The organism is Streptomyces sp. NPDC050423 (assembly GCF_040655445.1).
In the GTDB taxonomy this organism is placed as follows: Bacteria; Actinomycetota; Actinomycetes; order Streptomycetales; family Streptomycetaceae; genus Streptomyces.
The window spans coordinates 185523-206865 of the sequence record NZ_JBFAJY010000006.1; the positions used below are offsets into that span (position 1 = coordinate 185523).

The 21343-nt window shown below is 67.5% G+C and carries 17 protein-coding genes and 1 tRNA gene; 15 read left to right on the plus strand and 3 right to left on the minus strand.

Annotated features, from left to right (window positions below; translation table 11 throughout):
• Positions 1-58 precede the first annotated feature (58 nt).
• Together AB0I52_RS07420 and AB0I52_RS07425 are read left to right on the plus strand one after the other, a co-directional pair.
• Positions 59-1489: a DHA2 family efflux MFS transporter permease subunit gene (locus tag AB0I52_RS07420; protein ID WP_363069829.1), complete on the plus strand. Its 1431-nt coding sequence runs from the start codon at positions 59-61 to the stop codon at positions 1487-1489.
• A gap of 70 nt (positions 1490-1559) precedes the next feature.
• Positions 1560-2615 carry a UDP-N-acetylmuramate dehydrogenase gene (locus AB0I52_RS07425; protein WP_363069831.1) on the plus strand — a complete coding sequence of 352 codons (1056 nt, stop codon included), beginning with the start codon at positions 1560-1562 and terminating at the stop codon, positions 2613-2615.
• A gap of 24 nt (positions 2616-2639) precedes the next feature.
• Here AB0I52_RS07425 and AB0I52_RS07430 read toward each other — a convergent pair whose 3' ends face one another.
• The gene (locus tag AB0I52_RS07430; RefSeq protein WP_363069833.1) at positions 2640-3275 is read right to left on the minus strand and encodes an NAD(P)H-binding protein; all 636 of its coding nucleotides are present in this window, start codon (positions 3273-3275) and stop codon (positions 2640-2642) included.
• An 87-nt stretch (positions 3276-3362) separates the two neighbouring features.
• Between AB0I52_RS07430 and AB0I52_RS07435 the strand changes: the two genes are divergently transcribed.
• The gene (locus AB0I52_RS07435; RefSeq protein WP_363069835.1) at positions 3363-4076 is read left to right on the plus strand and encodes a TetR/AcrR family transcriptional regulator; all 714 of its coding nucleotides are present in this window, start codon (positions 3363-3365) and stop codon (positions 4074-4076) included.
• Here the strand turns inward: AB0I52_RS07435 and AB0I52_RS07440 are convergent.
• Positions 3986-5008: an adenosine deaminase gene (locus AB0I52_RS07440; protein WP_363069837.1), complete on the minus strand. Its 1023-nt coding sequence runs from the start codon at positions 5006-5008 to the stop codon at positions 3986-3988. The genes AB0I52_RS07435 and AB0I52_RS07440 overlap by 91 nt on opposite strands.
• A 245-nt stretch (positions 5009-5253) precedes the next feature.
• Entirely contained in the window at positions 5254-6480 is a 1227-nt protein-coding gene (locus tag AB0I52_RS07445; protein WP_363069839.1) for a pyridoxal phosphate-dependent aminotransferase, read from the minus strand.
• A gap of 236 nt (positions 6481-6716) precedes the next feature.
• On the opposite strand from AB0I52_RS07445, the gene AB0I52_RS07450 reads away from it, so the two are divergent.
• The 12 genes from AB0I52_RS07450 to rpsG all read left to right on the plus strand — a co-directional run bounded on the left by AB0I52_RS07450 (position 6717) and on the right by rpsG (position 21328).
• A tRNA-Trp gene (locus AB0I52_RS07450) sits at positions 6717-6789 on the plus strand.
• 106 nt (positions 6790-6895) lie between these two features.
• Positions 6896-7183 (plus strand): preprotein translocase subunit SecE, encoded by a 288-nt coding sequence (gene secE, locus AB0I52_RS07455; RefSeq protein ID WP_363069841.1) that lies wholly within the window; start codon positions 6896-6898, stop codon positions 7181-7183.
• Between the two features lie 73 nt (positions 7184-7256).
• On the plus strand, positions 7257-8204 hold the full coding sequence (gene nusG / locus AB0I52_RS07460) for a transcription termination/antitermination protein NusG (protein WP_363069843.1): 948 nt from the start codon (positions 7257-7259) through the stop codon (positions 8202-8204).
• 187 nt (positions 8205-8391) lie between these two features.
• Entirely contained in the window at positions 8392-8826 is a 435-nt protein-coding gene (rplK, locus tag AB0I52_RS07465; protein WP_024494105.1) for a 50S ribosomal protein L11, read from the plus strand.
• 80 nt (positions 8827-8906) lie between these two features.
• Positions 8907-9629 (plus strand): 50S ribosomal protein L1, encoded by a 723-nt coding sequence (gene rplA, locus AB0I52_RS07470; protein ID WP_123461041.1) that lies wholly within the window; start codon positions 8907-8909, stop codon positions 9627-9629.
• A gap of 159 nt (positions 9630-9788) precedes the next feature.
• Complete coding sequence (locus tag AB0I52_RS07475; RefSeq protein WP_363069845.1) at positions 9789-10688, plus strand: hypothetical protein; 900 nt, start codon at positions 9789-9791, stop codon at positions 10686-10688.
• Positions 10689-10963: 275 nt separating this feature from the next.
• Positions 10964-11521 carry a 50S ribosomal protein L10 gene (gene rplJ, locus AB0I52_RS07480; protein WP_363069847.1) on the plus strand — a complete coding sequence of 186 codons (558 nt, stop codon included), beginning with the start codon at positions 10964-10966 and terminating at the stop codon, positions 11519-11521.
• Between the two features lie 83 nt (positions 11522-11604).
• Positions 11605-11988: a 50S ribosomal protein L7/L12 gene (rplL, locus tag AB0I52_RS07485; protein ID WP_103517760.1), complete on the plus strand. Its 384-nt coding sequence runs from the start codon at positions 11605-11607 to the stop codon at positions 11986-11988.
• 597 nt (positions 11989-12585) lie between these two features.
• Positions 12586-16071, plus strand: a complete 3486-nt coding sequence (gene rpoB, locus AB0I52_RS07490; protein ID WP_363069849.1) for a DNA-directed RNA polymerase subunit beta — start codon at positions 12586-12588, stop codon at positions 16069-16071.
• Positions 16072-16200: 129 nt separating this feature from the next.
• A complete protein-coding gene (locus AB0I52_RS07495; protein ID WP_362960669.1) occupies positions 16201-20100 on the plus strand; it encodes a DNA-directed RNA polymerase subunit beta' in 3900 nt (1299 codons plus the stop codon).
• Positions 20101-20483: 383 nt separating this feature from the next.
• Positions 20484-20855 (plus strand): 30S ribosomal protein S12, encoded by a 372-nt coding sequence (rpsL, locus tag AB0I52_RS07500; protein WP_003948652.1) that lies wholly within the window; start codon positions 20484-20486, stop codon positions 20853-20855.
• 2 nt (positions 20856-20857) lie between these two features.
• Positions 20858-21328 (plus strand): 30S ribosomal protein S7, encoded by a 471-nt coding sequence (rpsG, locus tag AB0I52_RS07505; RefSeq protein WP_014047773.1) that lies wholly within the window; start codon positions 20858-20860, stop codon positions 21326-21328.
• The last annotated feature ends 15 nt before the right edge of the window (positions 21329-21343 follow it).

Genomic DNA, 21343 nt, shown 5'->3' on the forward strand with positions numbered 1-21343 from the left:
CGGCCCGAATTTCTGCCCAGAAAAGTTAGTAATCAATAACTAACCCTCAGGGGGAGCAGTGACCCAGCAGACGAAAGGCCGCTCGGGAGCGGTCTGGGCCCTCGTCATCACCAGCGTGGCCAGCTTCATGGCCGCCCTCGACAACCTCGTCGTCACCACCGCGCTGCCGTCCATCCGCGCCAGCCTCGGCGGCGAGCTGGAAGAGCTCGAATGGACGGTGAACGCCTACACCCTCACCTTCGCCGTTCTGCTGATGTTCGGCGCCTCCCTCGGCGACCGGTTCGGCAGACGCAGACTCTTCGGCATCGGACTCTCCGTCTTCACCGCCGCCTCCGCCGCGGCCGCCCTCTCGCCCGGGATCAACGAACTGATCGCCTTCCGCGCGGTTCAGGGCGTGGGCGCGGCGATCATGATGCCGCTCACCCTCACCCTGCTCACAGCAGCGGTGCCGCCCGCCCGCAGAGGCGCCGCGCTTGGCCTCTTCGGCGCTGTGACCGGCCTCGCGGTGGCCAGCGGGCCGCTGATCGGCGGCAGCCTCACCGAACACCTCTCCTGGCAGTGGATCTTCTGGCTGAACGTCCCGGTCGGCCTGATCCTGCTGCCGCTCGCCCGGCTGCGCCTGGCCGAGTCGTACGCCCCGGACTCCCGGCTCGACGTGCCCGGCACCCTCCTGGTCAGCGGCGGGCTCTTCGGGATCGTCTACGGCCTGGTGAACGCCAACACCGAGGGCTGGACCGACCCCGTCGTCCTTACCTCCCTCATCGCGGGCGGCGTTCTCCTCGGCGGGTTCATCTACCACGGCTTCCACGCCAAGAACCCGATGCTGCCGATGCGGCTCTTCCGCAACCGGGCGTTCTTCGGGATCAACATGGCCAGCCTGCTGATGTTCCTCGGCATGTTCGGTTCGATCTTCCTGCTCAGTCAGTTCCTCCAGGGCGTCCTGGGCTACTCGCCCACCGAGGCCGGTCTGCGGATGCTCCCCTGGACCGGAATGCCGATGCTGGTGGCGCCCATCGCCGGGGTGCTCGCCGACCGCTTCGGCGGCCGCCCGGTGGTCGTGACCGGGCTCGGCCTCCAAGCCGTCGGCCTCGGCCTGTTCGCCATGGCGCTGGCCCCCGACGCCTCCTACGCCTCGCAGCTGCCCGGACTGATCGTCGGCGGCGTCGGAATGGCCCTGTACTTCGCACCCGCCGCCAGTCTGGTGATGTCCAGCGTCCGCCCCGGCGAACAGGGCATCGCCTCCGGCGCCAACAACGCGCTCCGCGAGGTCGGCGGCGCCCTCGGGGTCGCCGTGCTCGCCACGGTCTTCTCCTCGCAGGGCGGTTACAGCACCCCGCAGTCCTTCACGGACGGGACCGTTCCCGCGGTCTGGATCGGCGCAGGAGTGGTGGCACTCGCCGCACTCGTCGCCCTGCTGATCCCGCGCCGTGTCACCACCCCGGTGCAGGAGCCCGACCAGGCCGAGGCGCGGGTCCCTGTACCCGCCTGAGGCGTTGTCACGCCGATACGGTCCGCGGCCCCGCCATGACGGCGGGGGAGCGGACCGTACTCTTGTCCCCGTGCAGGAACTCCACGACGCGCCCCTCGCCCCCCTGACCACCTTCCGGCTGGGCGGCCCCGCCACCCGGCTCCTCACCGCGACGACCGACGCCGAAGCGGTCGAGGCCGTACGCGCGGCCGACGACAGCGGCACCCCGCTCCTGGTCATCGGCGGCGGCAGCAATCTGGTCATCGGCGACAAGGGCTTCGACGGCACCGCCCTGCGCATCGCCACCAAGGGTTTCGTGCTGGACGGCGCGACGCTCGAACTCGCCGCCGGAGAGGTCTGGACGGACGCGGTCGCCCGCAGCGTGGAGGCCGGACTCGCCGGGCTCGAATGCCTGGCCGGAATCCCCGGCTCCGCCGGAGCGACACCGATCCAGAACGTCGGGGCGTACGGGCAGGAGGTGTCGTCCACCATCACGGAGGTCGTCGCCTACGACCGGCACAGCCGCGAGACGGTCACCATCCCGAACGCCGAGTGCGACTTCTCGTACCGGCACAGCCGCTTCAAGGCCGAACCCGACCGCTTCGTGGTGCTGCGCGTCCGCTTCGGGCTCGAAGAGGCGGGCGGACTGTCCGCGCCCCTGAAGTACCCCGAAACGGCCCGTGCCATGGGCGTCGCGGAGGGCGAGCGCGTTCCCGCCGCCGCCGCCCGCGAAACCGTGCTCCGGCTCCGGGCCGGCAAGGGCATGGTGCTCGACCCCGAGGACCACGACACCTGGTCGGCCGGCTCGTTCTTCACCAACCCGATCCTGGACAGGGAGCAGTTCGAGGCCTTCCTCGTCCGAGTGGCGGACCGGCTCGGACCGGAGGTGTCGCCCCCCGCCTTCCCCGCGGGCGGGGGACTCACCAAGACCTCGGCGGCCTGGCTCATCGACCGGGCCGGGTTCACCAAGGGATACGGCACCGGCCCGGCCCGTATCTCCACCAAGCACACGCTCGCCCTCACCAACCGGGGCGCCGCGAGCACCGACGACCTGCTGGCCCTGGCCCGCGAGGTCGTCGCCGGGGTCCACGAGGCCTTCGGCGTCACGCTGGTCAACGAACCGGTGACCGTGGGCGTGACCCTGTAGCCGGATCCGGCACCGGCCGGCCGCTCAGTACGCCACGCCCACGCCCTGCTTCACCGCCGCCGGGTCGTCGACCAGCGCCAGCATCGCGTGCGCCACGTCGGCCCGGGAGATGGACCGGCCGCTGCGCGGGTTGCTGCCGTAGACCGTCCGGTACGTACCCGTCAGCGGGCCGTTGGTGAGCTTCGGGGGCCGTACGGACGTCCAGTCCGTCGCGGAGGCCGTGAGCGCGGCTTCCATCGCGGCGAGGTCCGTGTAGACCTCCTTGAGGATCACGCCGATCGCCCCGAGCATGATCCGGTCGATCAGCGGGTCGTCGGCGGGCTCCGGCGCGACCGGGGCCGCGCTCACCACGAGCAGCCGCCGCGTCCCCTCGGCCTCCATCGCCGCCAGCACAGCGCGGGTCAGCCGCTCGGCGATCCCACCGGCCTTCCGGCCCCGCGAGCCCAGACCGGAGAGCACCGCGTCGCGCCCCGCGACCGCCTCGCGCAGCGCCTCCGGGTCATCGATCCGGGCCACCGTGTGGACCGTCACGTCGGAGAGCGGGACCGTCAGCCGCGCGGGGTCGCGCACCACCGCCGTCACCTCGTGCCCCGCCGCCACCGCCTGGCGGACGATCTCCTGACCGATGCCGCCTGTCGCACCGAACACCGTGAGTCTCATTGCGCACCCTCCCAGGGTGGGTAAGTATTCACTCACCTCTAGAGTGAGTGAACACTCACCCGCTCGTCAAGGTCTGTTGGAGTACCCATGGAGCAGAAACCGGCCCGCGCCCGCATCATCGACGCCGCTCACCGGCTGATGCTCACCATCGGCCTGGCCCGCGCCACCACCAAGGAGATCGCAAAAGCCGCCGGCTGCTCGGAAGCCGCGCTCTACAAGCACTTCCCGAGCAAGGAGGAGCTCTTCGTGGTGGTCCTGAAGGAACGGCTGCCCAAGGTCGACGGAATCCTGAAGCGGCTGATCGCCGATCCGGGCGAGGGGGAACGGACGGTCGAGCGGAACCTCACCGAGATCGCCCGCGAGGCCGCCCTCTTCTACGAGCAGAGCTTTCCGATCGCGGCGTCCCTGTACGCCGAGCCGAGGCTCAGGGACCGTCACAACGCGGCGATGCGCGAGATGGGTACCGGCCCCCACGTGCCGATCCGCGGAGTGGACGCCTATCTGCGCGCGGAGCAGTCCGCGGGCCGGGTGCGGGCCGACGCCGACACCTACGCGGCCGCGTCACTGCTGCTGGGGGCCTGCGCCCAGCGGGCCTTCGCCTACGCGGCCACGGAGACCGGCGGGCCGCCCCAGTCCCTCGACGCGTTCGCCGAGTCGGTGGCCCGCACGCTGCTGCGGGGCATCGGGGAGCAGGCCGGGCCGGGGGCCGCTCAGCCCACCGGCTTCGCCAGCCAGTCGTCCACGCCCGCCAGCAGCTCCGCCCGCACCGCGTCCGGCGCCGCCGAACCCCGTACCGACTGACGCGCCAGCTCCGCCAGCTCCTCGTCGGTGAAGGCGTGATGGCGCCGCACGAGGTCGTACTGCGCGGCCAGCCGGGAGCCGAAGAGCAGCGGGTCGTCCGCGCCGAGCGCCATCGGCACCCCGGCGTCGAACAGAGTGCGCAGCGGGATGTCGGACGGCTTCTCGTAGACGCCGAGGGCCACGTTCGACGCGGGGCACACCTCGCAGGTCACCCCGCGCTCCGCCAGCCTGCGCAGCAGCCGCGGGTCCTCGGCGGCCCGCACCCCGTGCCCGACCCGGGACGCGTCGAGGTCGTCCAGGCAGTCGCGGACGCTGGACGGGCCCGCCAGCTCACCCCCGTGCGGGGCCGCCAGCAGGCCGCCCTCCCTGGCGATGGCGAAGGCCCGGTCGAAGTCGCGGGCCATGCCGCGCCGCTCGTCGTTGGAGAGCCCGAACCCGACGACGCCCCGGTCGGCGTAGCGCACCGCGAGCCGGGCCAGGGTCCTGGCGTCCAGCGGGTGCTTCATCCGGTTCGCCGCGATGACCACCCGGATCGGCAGCCCCGTCGCGCGCGACGCGCTGTCCACCGCGTCCAGGATGATCTCGATCGCCGGGATGAGTCCGCCGAGCAGGGGCGCGTACGAGGTGGGGTCGACCTGGATCTCCAGCCAGCCGGAGCCGTCCGCGACGTCCTCCTGGGCGGCCTCGCGCACCAGCCGCTGGATGTCCTCGGGCGAGCGCAGGCAGGATCTGGCGATGTCGTAGAGCCGCTGGAAACGGAACCAGCCGCGCTCGTCCGTCGCGCGCAGCCGGGGAGGCTCGCCGCCGGTCAGCGCCTCCGGCAGCCGCACACCGTACTTGTCGGCGAGTTCGAGCAGCGTCGTGGGCCGCATCGACCCGGTGAAATGCAAGTGGAGGTGGGCCTTGGGCAACAGCCGTACATCACGATCCATGACCGATCACCTTCTGTAGCTTTCACGCTCCGCTCTGTGCCGAAAGGCGTCGGGCAGGGCTTGTCCGTCATGCGGCCGATCATCGGCCGGCTGAGAAGCCCCCTGTCGCAGGGGGAGGAGTCACTCCGAGATCCTGCCGCAAGGATCTCTGCCCAGGCAGCCGGATTCATCGAACGAGCGCTTGCCTGAACGCATAAGCGGGTTCCCGGCTCGGCCGGGAACCCGCTTATGCGCGGCATGGAGCGTCAGGCCTTGGCCTCGCCCAGCAGCTTCTGGAGCCGCGAGACGCCCTCGACGAGGTCGTCGTCGCCCAGCGCGTAGGAGAGGCGCAGATAGCCCGGCGTACCGAAGGCCTCGCCCGGCACGACCGCGACCTCGGCCTCGTCCAGGATGAGCGCCGCCAGCTCCACCGAGGTGGCCGGACGCCTGCCGCGGATCTCCTTGCCGAGCAGCGCCTTCACCGAGGGGTACGCGTAGAACGCGCCCTCGGGCTCCGGGCACAGCACGCCGTCGATCTCGTTGAGCATCCGCACGATGGTCTGCCGGCGCCGGTCGAAGGCGGTACGCATCTCGGCGACCGCGTCCAGGTTCCCGGAGACGGCGGCCAGCGCGGCGATCTGGGCGACGTTGGAGACGTTGGACGTGGCGTGCGACTGGAGGTTGGTCGCGGCCTTCACCACGTCCTTGGGGCCGACGATCCACCCCACGCGCCAGCCGGTCATCGCGTACGTCTTGGCGACGCCGTTGACCACGATGCACTTGTCGCGGAGCTCGGGCACGATCGTCGGCAGCGAGGTGAACTTCGCGTCGCCGTAGACCAGGTGCTCGTAGATCTCGTCGGTCAGCACCCACAGGCCGTGCTCGACGGCCCAGCGGCCGATCGCCTCGGCGTCGGCCTCGCCGTAGACCGCGCCGGTCGGGTTCGACGGGGAGACGAACAGGACGACCTTCGTACGCTCGGTACGGGCCGCCTCCAGCTGCTCCACGGAGACCCGGTAGCCGGTGGTCTCGTCCGCGACGACCTCCACCGGGACACCGCCGGCGAGGCGGATCGACTCGGGGTAGGTGGTCCAGTACGGAGCCGGGACGATGACCTCGTCGCCCGGGTCGAGGATCGCGGCGAAGGCCTCGTAGATGGCCTGCTTGCCGCCGTTGGTCACCAGGATCTGGGAGGCGTCCACCTCGTAGCCGGAGTCCCGCAGCGTCTTCTCCGCGATGGCGGCCTTGAGCTCGGGGAGCCCGCCGGCCGGGGTGTAGCGGTGGTACTTCGGGTTGCGGCAGGCCTCGACCGCGGCGTCGACGATGTAGCCGGGGGTCGGGAAGTCGGGCTCGCCGGCACCGAAGCCGATCACCGGACGGCCGGCGGCCTTGAGGGCCTTGGCCTTGGCGTCGACGGCGAGGGTGGCGGACTCGGAGATCGCACCGATGCGGGCGGAGACCCGGCGCTCGGAGGGAGAAGTAGCTGCGCTCATGCCCTCCATGCTCCCAGACCCTATTCCGTGTCGGCACAGCGGTTTCAGGGACCGGACAGCACTCGGACAGGATGCGGACAAACAACCGGACGGCATCGGACAGGACCGGTCGGGAGCTATCTGTTCGACGCAGGGCCGCTGAGCACGTACACTCACCTGTCGTTGGCCTTCACCAGCCGCACCGTTCCTGCACTCGGGACATCCGGGAGCATGCGGTAGGTTGGTGGAAACCACAAAGGGTCGTAGCTCAATTGGTAGAGCACTGGTCTCCAAAACCAGCGGTTGGGGGTTCAAGTCCCTCCGGCCCTGCTACACACTCCTTCGCCAGGATGTGTGCGCATGTACGTACTTAAATGCATCGCCGTGCGGCTCCACCGGGCGCGGCACGGCCATGACCCGGAATCAGGTGAGAAGCGTGACGGACGCCGTGGGCTCCATCGACATGCCTGATGCCGAGGATGAAGTCCCCGAGTCGAAGAAGAAGACCCGGAAGGGCGGCAAGCGCGGCAAGAAGGGCCCTCTGGGCCGTCTCGCGCTCTTCTACCGCCAGATCGTGGCCGAGCTCCGCAAGGTTGTCTGGCCGACCCGCAACCAGCTGACGACATACACCTCAGTGGTGATTGTGTTCGTAGTCGTCATGATTGGTCTTGTGACCGTGATTGACTTCGGGTTCCAGCGGATCATCAAGTACGTCTTCGGCTGATCCCGCGGAGGGCGCCTCATGGGCGCCCCTTTCGCATGTTCCACCCATTTGTATCCAGGAAGAAGCAGCCACCGTGTCTGACCCGAACCTGAACGACGCCGTCGAGCCGACGGCGGGCGCCTTCGAGTCCGCCGAGGACGAGCTCGACATCGTCGAGGCGGCGGACGCTGTGGAGCCGGACCAGGCTGAAGCTGCCGACAAGGCGGCGGGCGAGCCCGCCGAGCAGGCCGCAGTGCACTCCGAGCCCGCCGACGAGGCCGCAGTGGCCGACGCCGTTGACGCCGAGGCCGAGAGCGCCGACGAAGAGACCGCCGAGGCCGAGACCGCCGCGGACGACGAAGAGGCCGACGCCGAGGAAGCCGCCGACGAGGCGGACGAGGAGGAGGCCGAGCCGGCCGCCCCCGTCGACACCGTCACGGCCCTGCGCGAGGAACTGCGCACTCTGCCGGGCGAGTGGTACGTCATCCACACGTACGCCGGTTACGAGAAGCGTGTGAAGGCCAACCTGGAGCAGCGCGCCGTCTCGCTGAACGTGGAGGAGTTCATCTATCAGGCCGAGGTGCCTGAGGAGGAAATCGTCCAGATCAAGAACGGCGAGCGCAAGAACGTCCGTCAGAACAAGCTCCCGGGTTACGTCCTGGTGCGCATGGACCTGACGAACGAGTCCTGGGGCGTCGTCCGCAACACTCCCGGTGTCACCGGCTTCGTGGGCAACGCCTACGACCCGTACCCGCTGACCCTGGACGAGATCGTCAAGATGCTGGCTCCGGAGGCCGAGGAGAAGGCCGCCCGTGAGGCCGCGGAGGCCGAGGGCAAGCCGGCTCCGTCCCGCAAGGTCGAGGTCCAGGTGCTGGACTTCGAGGTGGGCGACTCCGTCACCGTCACCGACGGCCCGTTCGCGACCCTGCAGGCGACGATCAACGAGATCAACGCCGACTCGAAGAAGGTCAAGGGTCTCGTCGAGATCTTCGGCCGCGAGACGCCGGTCGAGCTCAGCTTCGACCAGATCCAGAAGAACTAGCGACTGCCCCGAGCGGGCCGCCAGCTTCTGGACACATGCCTACCGAGCAGGTCAGACCGGCTGACAAAGCCTGTCTGACCTGCTCGGTTTTTGGTCGCGCAGCTATACCCGTTATCGTTGTGCGGTATGCCTGCATCCGGATGACCGGATGACGGCGAAAACTCTCACTAGGACCCGGAGAGAGCACATGCCTCCCAAGAAGAAGAAGGTCACGGGGCTTATCAAGCTCCAGATCAACGCCGGTGCGGCCAACCCGGCCCCGCCGGTCGGCCCCGCACTGGGTCAGCACGGCGTCAACATCATGGAGTTCTGCAAGGCCTACAACGCCGCGACCGAGTCGCAGCGTGGCATGGTCGTGCCGGTGGAGATCACGGTCTACGACGACCGCTCCTTCACCTTCATCACCAAGACTCCGCCGGCCGCCAAGCTGATCCTCAAGGCCGCGGGTGTGGACAAGGGCTCCGGCGAGCCGCACAAGACCAAGGTTGCCAAGCTGACGGCCGCCCAGGTCCGCGAGATCGCCACGACGAAGCTCCCCGACCTGAACGCCAATGACCTCGACGCAGCGTCGAAGATCATCGCCGGCACCGCCCGTTCCATGGGCATCACGGTCGAAGGCTGATTCAGCCCCACCGCCCTCAGTGGTAGGACCAAGCGCTGGTCCGCACCACGACTCCACACTCTGAAACCACAGGAGTAGAAGTGAAGCGCAGCAAGAACCTCCGCGCTGCGGACGCCAAGATCGACCGGGCGCGCAACTACGCCCCGCTCGAGGCCGTCCGTATCGCCAAGGACACCGCCTCCACGAAGTTCGACAGCACCGTCGAGGTCGCCTTTGCCCTGGGTGTCGACCCTCGCAAGGCCGACCAGATGGTCCGTGGCACCGTGAACCTCCCGCACGGCACCGGCAAGACCGCCCGGGTCCTGGTCTTCGCGACCGGTGACCGTGCTGCGGCCGCGGAAGCCGCGGGCGCCGACATCGTCGGCGCCGACGAGCTCATCGACGAGGTGGCGAAGGGCCGTCTGGACTTCGACGCCGTCGTCGCGACCCCGGACCTCATGGGCAAGGTCGGCCGCCTGGGCCGCGTGCTCGGTCCGCGTGGTCTGATGCCGAACCCGAAGACCGGCACCGTCACCCCCGATGTCGTGAAGGCTGTCAACGACATCAAGGGCGGCAAGATCGAGTTCCGCGTCGACAAGCACTCGAACCTGCACTTCATCATCGGCAAGACCTCGTTCGACGAGACCAAGCTGGTGGAGAACTACGCAGCGGCGCTGGACGAGATCCTCCGTCTGAAGCCGTCCGCCGCCAAGGGCCGCTACATCAAGAAGGCCACCCTGGCCACCACGATGGGCCCCGGCATCCCGCTGGACTCCAACCGCACCCGTAACCTCCTCGTCGAGGAGGACCCGGCCTCCGTCTGAGCCTCCGTGCTCGTACGACCGCCGCGTCACGTGTGACATTGACGGGCCCCGCAACCTTTCGAGGTGCGGGGCCCGTCCTCGTTGATACGTACCAGTGACTGTCGGAGCCGTGCGTTAGCGTGAGGTGACCGAGAGCCGGACAAAGGGGTGGGAGCGGATATGAGGACGAGTACCGTACGGCGCGTGGGGCTGTCCGTGGCAGTGGCAGCGGCGCTGACGTCGGTCGCGGCCTGCGGCGGGTCGGACAGCAAGAGCGAGGGCGGCGGCGCGGCGGCGACGAAGGCCGAACCGATCGCCGCACTGCTCGCGGTGCAGAAGAAGACCGGTGGGGCGAATTCGGCGAAGGTCGAGGGCACCACCACGATGGGCAGCACGATGGCCATGAAGCAGACCGGGGCCATCGACTGGTCCGACGGCCTCAGCGGCGCCCTGGAGATCACGTACACCGGCGGCACCATGGCGGACACCCTGAAGCAGGCCGGCAGCGACGGCACGATGCAGGCGCGCTACTTCAAGGACGGCTACGCGGCCAACATGGGCGACGCCTTCGCCCAGCAGGCCGGTGGCAAGCACTGGATCAACTACAGCTACGAGGACCTCGCCGAGCTCTCCGGCGCCTCGGGCGAGGTGATGAAGGACCAGATGCAGAACACCACCCCCGACCAGGGGGTGAAGGCGCTGCTGGCCTCCGGGGACGTGAAGAAGGTGGGCCAGGAGGACGTCCGGGGTGTCGCCGCCACGCACTACTCCGGCACGGTCGACGTGGCCGAGCTGACCGCGAAGAACTCCGAGCTGGACGCCGGCCAGCTCGCCGCGTTCAAGAAGCAGCTCAGCGACGCCGGGATCAGCACGGAGAAGGTCGACATCTGGGTCGACAAGAACGACCTGCTGGTGAAGAAGACAGAGCGCGGCCAGATGAAGACCGGCGAGCTCAACTCCACGGTGTTCTACAGCGACTACGGCACCAAGGTGTCGGTCGAGCGGCCGCCGGCCTCCGACAGCGTCGACTTCTCCGAGCTCCTGAAGCAGCAGCAGGGCGCGTCCGGCGGCGCGTCCTGAACCTCCCGCGGTAGCCGGAGTGGGACGGATTTGCTCGGCGCGACCCCGGTCGCGTATTCTTCTGCAGAAGCCAAAGACCGCTGGTCGTTGCTGCACTCCCGCAAGGGGGAACAGCAACCGAAGGATCCGTTGAGCACGGACGACCTGCGCAGGTGACTGTGGAAAGCTCCCGGACTTCGTGCGGTTGAGCTACGCCCTGGCACCTGTGCTGGGGCGTTTCGTCTTTTCCGGCCCCTTCTGAGCGGTCCTCATCACCCGGAAGGAGGCCGACGCTCATGGCAAGGCCCGACAAGGCTGCCGCGGTAGCCGAGCTCGCGGACCAGTTCCGCAGCTCGAACGCCGCCGTGCTGACCGAGTACCGGGGTCTCACCGTGGCCCAGCTCAAGGAGCTGCGCCGTTCGCTCGGTGAGAACGCCCAGTACGCCGTGGTGAAGAACACGCTGACCAAGATTGCGGCCAACGAGGCCGGGATCGACACGCTCGACGACCTGTTCACAGGTCCGACGGCGGTTGCCTTCGTCACCGGTGACCCGGTGACGTCGGCGAAGGGTCTTCGTGACTTCGCCAAGGACAACCCCAACCTCGTCATCAAGGGCGGTGTCCTTGATGGCAAGGCGCTGTCCGCCGACGAGTTCAAGAAGCTCGCGGACCTCGAGTCCCGCGAGGTTCTGCTCGCCAAGCTGGCCGGTGCCATGAAGGGCAAGCAGACTCAGGCTGCGCAGCTCTTCCAGGCTCTGCCGTCGAAGTTCGTCCGCACCGCGGAAGCGCTTCGCGCCAAGAGGGAAGAGCAGGGCGGTGCCGGTACTCCGGCTCCCGCCGAGGCCGCCGAGTAATTTCGCTCAGCGGTCCAGCGGGCTCCACGTACGCCCGCCGACATATACATCCGGCACCTGCCGAATAGTGGAAGGACGCCATCATGGCGAAGCTCAGCCAGGAAGACCTGCTCGCCCAGTTCGAGGAGCTCACCCTCATCGAGCTCTCCGAGTTCGTTAAGGCCTTCGAGGAGAAGTTCGACGTCACCGCCGCCGCGGCCGTCGCCGTCGCCGGTCCCGCCGCCGGTGGCCCCGCCGCCGAGGCCGAGGCCGAGCAGGACGAGTTCGACGTCATCCTCACGGGTGCCGGCGAGAAGAAGATCCAGGTCATCAAGGTCGTGCGTGAGCTGACCTCGCTCGGCCTCAAGGAGGCCAAGGACCTCGTGGACGGCGCCCCGAAGCCCGTCCTCGAGAAGGTCGCCAAGGAGGCCGCCGAGAAGGCTGCCGAGTCCCTCAAGGGCGCCGGCGCCTCCGTCGAGGTCAAGTGACCCTGCGAGTCTTCTGACTCGTCTGGACCCCCGTGCCGCGAGGCACGGACGTCACATCGCGAAAGGCGATCACCCGTACGGGTGATCGCCTTTCGGCGTACCCGTGGGGGTGCCTTGCTCTTCCCGTGCTGACGAGTATGGTGATCTTCGCCGTGCGCCTCTCGGAGGGGAGCGCGGACGGCACCGAGGGGCGGCGTGTACGGGTCTCCCGGGCCTGTCCCGGCTGGGGGGCCTTGACGAACCGCACGAGGCGCGCAATTCTCAAGGCGCGTCGTCACATCGATCCGGATCCGAGGCATGGATCGATGGCGAAGAGGGCAGTAAAGAAGAGCACGGCTCATGCAGGGCTAGACATAGGTGTTGAGAACAAGCTGTTGAGAGCAACGTGGGTCTCTGAGAACCCCGACTGGACATCAGTGTGCCGCTTGGCTACACTGACCCTTTGCGCTGCCTGTTAGCTGCCTCCTGCCCGTCACCAGGGGCATACCCATTTTGTGCACCGTGGACTGAGCATCCCTGAAAAGGGACATCTATTCATGTGTCCAGTTTGGGACCGGTACGCGCGTAGTGAGTCCGAGCCCTCGGAAGGACCCCCTCTTGGCCGCCTCGCGCAACGCCTCGACCGCGAATACGAACAACGGCGCCAGCACCGCCCCGCTGCGCATCTCTTTTGCAAAGATCAAGGAGCCCCTCGAGGTTCCGAACCTCCTCGCGCTGCAGACCGAGAGCTTTGACTGGCTCCTCGGTAACGCCGCCTGGAAGGCTCGCGTCGAGGCTGCTCTGGACAGTGGACAAGACGTCCCCACCAAGTCCGGCCTGGAGGAGATCTTCGAGGAGATTTCACCGATCGAGGACTTCTCCGGGTCGATGTCGCTTACGTTCCGCGACCACCGCTTCGAGCCCTCGAAGAACTCGATCGACGAGTGCAAGGAGCGCGACTTCACGTTCGCCGCCCCGCTCTTCGTCACGGCCGAGTTCACCAACAACGAGACCGGCGAGATCAAGTCCCAGACGGTCTTCATGGGCGATTTTCCGCTCATGACCAACAAGGGCACCTTCGTCATCAACGGCACCGAGCGTGTCGTCGTGTCGCAGCTGGTCCGCTCGCCGGGTGTCTACTTCGACTCGTCGATCGACAAGACGTCCGACAAGGACATCTTCTCCGCCAAGATCATCCCTTCCCGGGGTGCCTGGCTGGAGATGGAGATCGACAAGCGCGACATGGTCGGTGTCCGCATCGACCGCAAGCGCAAGCAGTCCGTCACCGTCCTCCTCAAGGCTCTCGGCTGGACCACCGAGCAGATCCTGGAGGAGTTCGGCGAGTACGAGTCGATGCGCGCCACCCTGGAGAAGGACCACACCCAGGGCCAGGACGACGCACTGCTCGACATCTACCGCAAGCTGCGTCCGGGCGAGCCGCCCACCCGCGAAGCTGCTCAGACGCTGCTCGAGAACCTCTACTTCAACCCGAAGCGCTACGACCTCGCGAAGGTCGGCCGCTACAAGGTGAACAAGAAGCTCGGCGCGGACGAGCCGCTCGACGCCGGTGTCCTCACCAGCGACGACATCATCGCGACCATCAAGTACCTGGTGAAGCTGCACGCCGGGGAGACCGAGACCGTCGGTGAGTCCGGCCGTTCGATCGTCGTCGAGACCGACGACATCGACCACTTCGGCAACCGTCGTCTGCGCAACGTCGGCGAGCTCATCCAGAACCAGGTCCGTACGGGCCTGGCGCGGATGGAGCGCGTCGTGCGTGAGCGCATGACGACTCAGGACGTCGAGGCCATCACGCCGCAGACCCTGATCAACATCCGGCCGGTCGTCGCCTCCATCAAGGAGTTCTTCGGCACCAGCCAGCTGTCGCAGTTCATGGACCAGAACAACCCGCTGTCGGGTCTCACCCACAAGCGCCGCCTGTCGGCGCTCGGCCCGGGTGGTCTCTCCCGTGAGCGGGCCGGCTTCGAGGTCCGTGACGTGCACCCGTCCCACTACGGACGCATGTGCCCGATCGAGACCCCTGAAGGCCCGAACATCGGTCTGATCGGTTCGCTCGCCTCGTACGGACGCGTCAACGCGTTCGGTTTCATCGAGACGCCGTACCGCAAGGTCGTCGACGGCCAGGTCACCGACGAGGTCGACTACGTCACGGCCGACGAGGAAGACCGTTACGTCATCGCCCAGGCGAACGCGACGCTCTCCGACGAGCTGCGCTTCACCGAGCCCCGCGTCCTGGTCCGCCGTCGTGGCGGAGAGGTCGACTACGTGCCCGGCACCGAAGTCGACTACATGGACGTCTCGCCGCGCCAGATGGTGTCCGTCGCCACCGCGATGATCCCGTTCCTGGAGCACGACGACGCCAACCGTGCCCTCATGGGCGCGAACATGATGCGTCAGGCGGTGCCGCTCATCAAGTCCGAGGCGCCGCTGGTCGGCACCGGCATGGAGTACCGCTGCGCCACCGACGCCGGTGACGTGCTGAAGGCCGAGAAGGACGGTGTGGTCCAGGAGGTCTCCGCGGACTACATCACCGTGACCAACGACGACGGTACGTACACCACGTACCGCATCGCGAAGTTCATGCGCTCCAACCAGGGCACCTCGGTCAACCAGAAGGTCGTCGTCTCCGAGGGCGACCGGGTGGTCGAGGGCCAGGTGCTCGCCGACGGTCCGGCCACCGAGAACGGTGAGATGGCCCTGGGCAAGAACCTGCTCGTGGCGTTCATGCCGTGGGAGGGTCACAACTACGAGGACGCGATCATCCTGTCGCAGCGCCTCGTGCAGGACGACGTCCTCTCCTCGATTCACATCGAGGAGCACGAGGTCGACGCCCGTGACACCAAGCTCGGCCCGGAGGAGATCACCCGGGACATCCCGAACGTCTCCGAAGAGGTCCTCGCGGACCTCGACGAGCGCGGCATCATCCGTATCGGTGCCGAGGTCGTCGCCGGTGACATCCTCGTCGGCAAGGTCACGCCCAAGGGCGAGACCGAGCTGACCCCCGAGGAGCGCCTGCTCCGCGCGATCTTCGGTGAGAAGGCGCGCGAAGTGCGCGACACCTCGCTGAAGGTGCCGCACGGTGAGATCGGCAAGGTCATCGGCGTCCGCGTCTTCGACCGCGAAGAGGGCGACGAGCTGCCGCCGGGCGTGAACCAGCTGGTGCGCGTCTACGTCGCGCAGAAGCGCAAGATCACCGATGGTGACAAGCTCGCCGGCCGTCACGGCAACAAGGGCGTCATCTCGAAGATCCTGCCGATCGAGGACATGCCGTTCCTGGAGGACGGCACCCCGGTCGACATCATCCTCAACCCGCTGGGTGTCCCGTCCCGAATGAACCCGGGACAGGTCCTGGAGATCCACCTCGGCTGGCTCGCCAGCCGCGGCTGGGACGTCTCCGGCCTCGGTGACGAGTGGGCCAAGCGCCTGCAGACCATCGGCGCCGACCAGGTCGCCCCCGGCACCAACGTCGCGACCCCGGTCTTCGACGGTGCCCGCGAGGACGAGATCACCGGCCTCTTCCAGGCCACGATCCCGAACCGCGACGGCGACCGGCTGGTCCAGTCCTCGGGCAAGGCCAACCTGTTCGACGGCCGCTCCGGCGAGCCGTTCCCCGAGCCGGTCTCGGTCGGCTTCATGTACATCCTCAAGCTCCACCACCTCGTCGACGACAAGCTCCACGCTCGTTCGACGGGTCCGTACTCCATGATCACCCAGCAGCCGCTGGGTGGTAAGGCTCAGTTCGGTGGACAGCGCTTCGGTGAAATGGAGGTGTGGGCCCTTGAAGCTTATGGCGCCGCATACGCCCTCCAGGAGCTGCTGACGATCAAGTCCGACGACGTGACCGGCCGCGTGAAGGTCTACGAGGCCATCGTCAAGGGCGAGAACATTCCCGAGCCCGGCATTCCCGAGTCCTTCAAGGTGCTCATCAAGGAAATGCAGTCGCTCTGCCTCAACGTGGAGGTGCTGTCCTCGGACGGCATGTCCATCGAGATGCGCGACACGGACGAGGACGTCTTCCGCGCGGCGGAGGAGCTCGGAATCGACCTGTCCCGGCGCGAGCCGAGCAGCGTCGAAGAGGTCTGACGGGTTGGCCGGCCGGATCCCTGTGATCCGGCCGGCTCTCCCCGGACCCGTTCAGACCATTGCTGAAGTGCCCCGATTTCTCGCGTGAAGCGAGGGGGCTCGAACCCCCGAAAGAGGGATTGACGACAAGTGCTCGACGTCAACTTCTTCGACGAGCTGCGGATCGGCCTTGCCACCGCGGACGACATCCGGACCTGGTCCCACGGCGAAGTGAAGAAGCCGGAGACCATCAACTACCGCACGCTCAAGCCCGAAAAGGACGGACTCTTCTGCGAGAAGATCTTCGGTCCGACCCGGGACTGGGAGTGCTACTGCGGCAAGTACAAGCGTGTCCGCTTCAAGGGCATCATCTGTGAGCGCTGTGGCGTCGAGGTGACTCGCGCCAAGGTGCGCCGTGAGCGCATGGGCCACATCGAGCTTGCCGCTCCCGTCACTCACATCTGGTACTTCAAGGGCGTCCCGTCCCGACTGGGCTACCTGCTGGACCTCGCGCCGAAGGACCTCGAAAAGGTCATCTACTTCGCCGCGTACATGATCACGTTCGTCGACGAGGAGCGCCGTACCCGCGACCTCCCGTCGCTGGAGGCGCACGTCTCCGTCGAGCGCCAGCAGGTCGAGAACCGTCGCGACTCCGACCTGGAGAACCGCGCCAAGAAGCTGGAGACCGACCTCGGCGAGCTGGAGGCCGAGGGCGCGAAGGCCGATGTGCGCCGCAAGGTGCGCGAAGGCGCCGAGCGCGAGATGAAGCAGCTGCGCGACCGTGCGCAGCGCGAGATCGACCGTCTCGACGAGGTGTGGAGCCGCTTCAAGAACCTCAAGGTCCAGGACCTCGAGGGCGACGAGCTGCTCTACCGCGAGCTGCGTGACCGCTTCGGCACGTACTTCGACGGCTGCATGGGTGCCGCTGCTCTGCAGAAGCGCCTGGAGTCCTTCGACCTCGACGAGGAGGCCGAGCGCCTCCGCGAGATCATCCGCACCGGCAAGGGCCAGAAGAAGACCCGTGCGCTCAAGCGCCTCAAGGTCGTCTCCGCGTTCCTGCAGACCAGCAACAAGCCCAAGGGCATGGTGCTCGACTGCGTGCCGGTCATCCCGCCGGACCTGCGTCCGATGGTGCAGCTGGACGGTGGCCGCTTCGCGACCTCCGACCTGAACGACCTGTACCGCCGTGTGATCAACCGCAACAACCGCCTCAAGCGTCTCCTTGATCTCGGTGCCCCCGAGATCATCGTGAACAACGAGAAGCGGATGCTGCAGGAGGCCGTCGACGCACTGTTCGACAACGGCCGCCGCGGTCGCCCGGTCACCGGTCCCGGCAACCGCCCGCTCAAGTCCCTCAGCGACATGCTGAAGGGCAAGCAGGGCCGTTTCCGTCAGAACCTCCTCGGCAAGCGCGTGGACTACTCCGCGCGTTCCGTGATCGTCGTCGGCCCGCAGCTCAAGCTGCACCAGTGCGGTCTGCCGAAGGCCATGGCGCTGGAGCTCTTCAAGCCGTTCGTGATGAAGCGCCTGGTGGACCTGAACCACGCGCAGAACATCAAGTCGGCCAAGCGCATGGTCGAGCGCGGCCGCACGGTCGTGTACGACGTCCTGGAAGAGGTCATCGCGGAGCACCCGGTTCTCCTGAACCGTGCGCCCACGCTGCACCGCCTCGGCATCCAGGCCTTCGAGCCGCAGCTGGTCGAGGGCAAGGCCATCCAGATCCACCCGCTCGTCTGCACCGCGTTCAACGCGGACTTCGACGGTGACCAGATGGCCGTGCACCTGCCGCTCTCCGCGGAGGCGCAGGCCGAGGCCCGCATCCTGATGCTGTCCTCGAACAACATCCTGAAGCCGGCCGACGGTCGTCCCGTCACCATGCCGACCCAGGACATGGTGCTGGGTCTGTTCTTCCTGACCACCGACGGTGAACTCCGTGACACCAAGGGCGAGGGCCGTGCGTTCGGCTCCACGGCCGAGGCGATCATGGCGTTCGACTCCGGTGAGCTGGCGCTCCAGTCGTCCGTCGACATCCGCTTCCCGGTGGGCACCATCCCGCCGCGTGGCTGGGTGCCGCCGGTCGCCGAGGAGGGCGAGCCCGAGTACCAGCCGGGTGACACCTTCCGGCTGCGGACGAGCCTGGGCCGCGCGCTCTTCAACGAGCTGCTGCCCGAGGACTACCCGTTCGTCGACTACTCGGTCGGCAAGAAGCAGCTCTCCGAGATCGTCAACGACCTCGCCGAGCGCTACCCCAAGGTCATCGTGGCGGCGACGCTCGACAACCTGAAGGCGGCGGGCTTCCACTGGGCCACCCGTTCCGGCGTCACCGTGTCCGTCGCGGACATCGTCGTGCCCGAGGCCAAGAAGGCCATCGTCAAGGGCTACGAGGACCAGGACGAGAAGGTCCAGAAGCAGTACGAGCGCGGTCTGATCACCAAGGACGAGCGCACGCAGGAGCTCATCGCGATCTGGACCAAGGCGACCAACGAGGTTGCCGAGGCGATGAACGCGAACTTCCCCAAGACGAACCCCATCTTCATGATGGTTGACTCGGGTGCCCGAGGAAACATGATGCAGATGCGTCAGATCGCCGGTATGCGTGGTCTGGTGTCCAACGCCAAGAACGAGACGATTCCCCGTCCCATCAAGGCGTCCTTCCGTGAGGGCCTCACCGTTCTGGAGTACTTCATCTCCACGCACGGTGCCCGTAAGGGTCTGGCGGACACCGCCCTGCGTACCGCCGACTCGGGTTACCTGACCCGTCGTCTGGTGGACGTCTCGCAGGACGTGATCATTCGCGAGGAGGACTGCGGCACCGACCGCGGCCTCAAGCTGAGGATCGCCGTCAAGGGCGCCGACGGCGTGCTCCGCAAGACGGAGGACGTCGAGACCTCGGTCTACGCCCGCATGCTCGCCGAGGACGTCGTCGTCGACGGCAAGGTCATCGCGCCTGCCAACGTCGACCTCGGTGACGTCCTGATCGACGCCCTGGTGGGCGCCGGCGTCGTGGAGGTCAAGACCCGTTCGGTCCTGACCTGTGAGTCCGCGGTCGGCACCTGTGCCTTCTGCTACGGACGCTCGCTCGCCACCGGCAAGCTGGTCGACATCGGTGAGGCGGTCGGCATCATCGCCGCCCAGTCCATCGGTGAGCCCGGCACCCAGCTGACGATGCGTACCTTCCACACCGGTGGTGTGGCCGGTGACGACATCACCCAGGGTCTGCCCCGAGTCGTCGAGCTCTTCGAAGCCCGTACGCCCAAGGGTGTCGCCCCGATCTCGGAATCCGCAGGCCGGGTCCGTATCGAGGAGACCGAGAAGACCAAGAAGCTCGTCGTCACGCCGGACGACGGAAGCGAGGAGATCCCCTTCCCGATCTCCAAGCGCGCCCGTCTGCTGGTCGGCGAGGGCGACCGCGTCGAGGTGGGCCAGAAGCTCACCGTGGGTGCCACCAACCCGCACGACGTGCTGCGGATCCTCGGTCAGCGCGCGGTCCAGGTCCACCTGGTCGGCGAGGTCCAGAAGGTCTACAACTCGCAGGGTGTGTCGATCCACGACAAGCACATCGAGATCATCATCCGGCAGATGCTGCGCCGTGTGACGATCATCGAGTCCGGCGACGCGGAGCTGCTGCCGGGCGAGCTCGTCGAGCGTTCGAAGTTCGAGACCGAGAACCGTCGTGTGGTCACCGAGGGCGGTCACCCCGCCTCCGGCCGTCCGCAGCTGATGGGTATCACCAAGGCCTCGCTGGCGACGGAGTCGTGGCTGTCCGCGGCTTCCTTCCAGGAGACGACCAGGGTCCTGACGGACGCGGCGATCAACGCCAAGTCCGACTCCCTGATCGGCCTCAAGGAGAACGTCATCATCGGTAAGCTCATCCCGGCCGGTACGGGTCTGTCCCGCTACCGCAACATCCGGGTCGAGCCGACCGAGGAGGCCAAGGCCGCGATGTACTCGGCCGTCGGCTACGACGACATCGACTACTCGCCGTTCGGCACGGGCTCCGGCCAGGCCGTTCCGCTGGAGGACTACGACTACGGTCCGTACAACCAGTAAGCGAGTCGCCTGATACGACCGGAGGGCGGTCATCCCGTACGCGGGGTGGCCGCCCTCCGGCGTTGTGCGGGTCGGGGCGCGACGGGGCCGATGGGCCGCCTCCACGGGGTTCGGACGGGGACTGCCGGCGGATGACCTGTCCGGTTGGGCAGCACTTGTTTTGACCGGAGTCGATGAGGTAGGTACGATCAGACCTTGTGCCTGGGGTGTGCCTGGGCTTGCGTGCGTGTCCTCAACCGCACGGCGAGCCCGTTTTTGGCCACCGTGATATGCGCTTCCACCGCCTTCAGGGCAGTGACCCGCAGTATTCGACACACCCGACCGCGTGGGTCGGAGATGTTTCAGGTTAGTTTCACCGACGGCACACAGAAACCGGAGAAGTAGTGCCTACGATTCAGCAGCTGGTCCGGAAGGGCCGGCAGGACAAGGTCGAGAAGAACAAGACGCCCGCGCTCGAGGGTTCTCCCCAGCGCCGCGGCGTCTGCACGCGTGTGTTCACGACCACCCCGAAGAAGCCGAACTCCGCGCTCCGGAAGGTCGCGCGTGTGCGTCTGACCTCCGGCATCGAGGTCACGGCCTACATCCCGGGTGAGGGACACAACCTGCAGGAGCACTCCATCGTGCTCGTGCGTGGTGGCCGTGTGAAGGACCTGCCGGGTGTTCGTTACAAGATCATCCGCGGCTCCCTTGACACCCAGGGTGTCAAGAACCGCAAGCAGGCCCGCAGCCGCTACGGCGCCAAGAAGGAGAAGTAAGAATGCCTCGTAAGGGCCCCGCCCCGAAGCGCCCGGTCATCATTGACCCGGTCTATGGTTCTCCTCTTGTCACCTCGCTGATCAACAAGATCCTGCTCAACGGCAAGCGTTCCACCGCCGAGCGGATCGTGTACGGCGCCATGGAAGGCCTCCGCGAGAAGACCGGCGCTGACCCGGTCATCACGCTGAAGCGCGCGCTTGAGAACGTCAAGCCCTCGCTCGAGGTCAAGTCCCGCCGTGTCGGTGGCGCCACCTACCAGGTGCCGATCGAGGTCAAGCCCGGTCGCGCCGCCACTCTCGCGCTGCGCTGGGTCGTCGGTTACTCCCGCGCCCGTCGCGAGAAGACGATGACGGAGCGGCTCATGAACGAGCTGCTCGACGCCTCCAACGGTCTTGGCGCTGCCGTCAAGAAGCGCGAGGACACGCACAAGATGGCCGAGTCGAACAAGGCCTTCGCGCACTACCGCTGGTAGTCGCTCACCCCATCG

What these genes read in the sequence shown, in the direction of transcription:
- AB0I52_RS07430 (WP_363069833.1), bottom strand. Translation starts at nt 3,275, where the DNA reads ATGAGACTCACGGTGTTCGGTGCGACAGGCGGCATCGGTCAGGAGATC.
- AB0I52_RS07435 (WP_363069835.1), top strand. Translation starts at nt 3,363, where the DNA reads ATGGAGCAGAAACCGGCCCGCGCCCGCATCATCGACGCCGCTCACCGG.
- AB0I52_RS07440 (WP_363069837.1), bottom strand. Translation starts at nt 5,008, where the DNA reads ATGGATCGTGATGTACGGCTGTTGCCCAAGGCCCACCTCCACTTGCAT.
- AB0I52_RS07445 (WP_363069839.1), bottom strand. Translation starts at nt 6,480, where the DNA reads ATGAGCGCAGCTACTTCTCCCTCCGAGCGCCGGGTCTCCGCCCGCATC.
- rplK (WP_024494105.1), top strand. Translation starts at nt 8,392, where the DNA reads ATGCCTCCCAAGAAGAAGAAGGTCACGGGGCTTATCAAGCTCCAGATC.
- AB0I52_RS07475 (WP_363069845.1), top strand. Translation starts at nt 9,789, where the DNA reads ATGAGGACGAGTACCGTACGGCGCGTGGGGCTGTCCGTGGCAGTGGCA.
- rplJ (WP_363069847.1), top strand. Translation starts at nt 10,964, where the DNA reads ATGGCAAGGCCCGACAAGGCTGCCGCGGTAGCCGAGCTCGCGGACCAG.
- rplL (WP_103517760.1), top strand. Translation starts at nt 11,605, where the DNA reads ATGGCGAAGCTCAGCCAGGAAGACCTGCTCGCCCAGTTCGAGGAGCTC.
- rpsG (WP_014047773.1), top strand. Translation starts at nt 20,858, where the DNA reads ATGCCTCGTAAGGGCCCCGCCCCGAAGCGCCCGGTCATCATTGACCCG.